Annotated in this window: 2 protein-coding genes; one reads left to right on the forward strand and one right to left on the reverse strand. The window is 62.0% G+C overall.

Annotation, left to right across the window (positions count from 1 at the left end):
- Nucleotides 1–343 (forward strand): nuclear transport factor 2 family protein (locus tag VGP39_RS08180; RefSeq protein ID WP_327567603.1); only part of this gene is annotated, 343 nt, incomplete at its 5' end.
- A gap of 277 nt (nucleotides 344–620) precedes the next feature.
- Here VGP39_RS08180 and VGP39_RS08185 read toward each other — a convergent pair.
- Nucleotides 621–1,598, reverse strand: coding sequence for a tripartite tricarboxylate transporter substrate-binding protein (locus tag VGP39_RS08185; protein WP_327567604.1), 978 nt, complete (start codon nucleotides 1,596–1,598; stop codon nucleotides 621–623).
- Nucleotides 1,599–1,788 lie beyond the last annotated feature (190 nt).

Here is a 1,788-nt window from a genome sequence, read left to right on the forward strand (position 1 = left end):
AGACGAGTTGAAGAAAATGCTCGAACGGATGTTTCTCGAAGCTGATGCTTGCTGGAAAGTTCGCACATTGGTGGCTGATGCGGAGCGCGTCGCCATTGAATGGACCATCGACTCGCAAATCACCGCTGCAGTGCCGCAAAGCGCGGGCAAACAGGTCCGGCTATTCGCGATGGGCCTGTTTGAATTCCGCGGGGGCAAAATCGCCAGCTATCGCGAGTATCTGGATTTCGGTCAGGTCCTCTTGCAACTCGGCGTGTCGCCGGAAGGTCTTCACCGGGCTCTGTCGAAAAAACTTGCGCGCACATTAGCCTCAGCGGATGGCGATGCAGCTTTTGACGTCTAAAACAGGGTTAGCCGCGATGTCCGAACTTGGCCCTTAGCGGACGTAGCCTGTCGGGCTGACGATGTCCGTTCCTGAGGGCAGACCGGAGCTCGCGGATACGAGCGCCGACTTCCAAAAATGACCCGAATGTATGGTCCGTCGAATTGGCGTCAGCGGTCTTGCATCAATGTATCCGGCCTCAGATTGGAGCGTGTTGTGCTCCGGGCCATGAGTGGCGCCCCTTGCCAGCTTCGCTTGCTGGCGGGGCAGGAGTACCGCATCTTGGCGCCGCCCGGCTCTATTGCGGGGTAATACCGGCATCCTTGATGATCCGGCCCCATCGTTCGATCTCCAGCTTGAGCAGCCGTTCGAGCGCTGCGGGCGTCGCGCGTTCCTCTTCGACCGCGGTCATGCTGAGCTCGGCGAAGCGGCTGATCAGGGCCGGATCCTTGAGCGCCTTTTGCAGCGCGTCGACGAGCGCATCCACGATCGGCTTCGGCGTGTCGCGCGGCGCATACATGCCGTACCAGGTCGTGACGTCGAATGCCGGCAGGCCGGCTTCCGCCGAGGTTGGCAGGTTGGGCAGGGTCGAAACCCGTTTCTTGCCGGTGATCGCGTAGCCCGGGATGGTGCCGGCCTGGATATACGGCGTCGGCCCGGTCGCGGGATCGCAATAGACGTCGATGTGACCCGCGATCACATCGTTCAGCGCCGGTCCGCCGCCCTTGTAGTAGATCGGCGTGAGCTTGGTCTCGATCGCACTCATGAACATCAGCCCGCAAAGATGCGACGCGGAGCCGAGACCTACATTGCCATAAGTGAGCTTGTCGCCTTGCGCGCGCACCGTGGCGACCAGCTCCTTCAGGTCCCTGGCGGGAAAATTCGGGCGCGTCACCAGGATCATCGGCACATCGGTGACCATGCCGATGGCTGCGAAATCGCCGACCGGGTCGAACGGCAGCTTCGCATAGAGTGCCGGCGCGGTGGCCTGGCCAACATGCATCAGCAGCAGGGTGTAGCCATCGGGTGCGGCTTTGGCGACCCGGTTGGTGCCGAGGGTGCCGCCAGCGCCCACGACGTTTTCGATCACCAAGGGCTGCTTCAGTGTGGCGCTCATCGAGCTTCCGAGCAGACGCGCGATCACATCGCCCGGACCGCCGGCCGAGAACGGAACCACCAGGGTGATCGGCCGGCTCGGATAGTCCTGCCCGAGCGCCGGCAGTGCTGGCGACAGCGGCAGCAACAGCAACAGAAGAATTTTCTTGAAGAATTTCATTGCAGTTTCCTGTCTGTCACGGGCGTTTCAAGAAGGCACTGATGGCTTCCTTGCTTTTCCCGGGCGCGATGCAGCGCTCTTGCGCTGCTTCGCAGAACCGGGACCGTAACGACCGCCGGCGATTGGTACGGTCCCGGCTCTGCGGAGCGGCATGAAGGATGCCGCACCGCGTCCGGGACACGATTTCTTC

Source organism: Bradyrhizobium sp. (assembly GCF_036009065.1).
Lineage (GTDB): Bacteria > Pseudomonadota > Alphaproteobacteria > Rhizobiales > Xanthobacteraceae > Bradyrhizobium.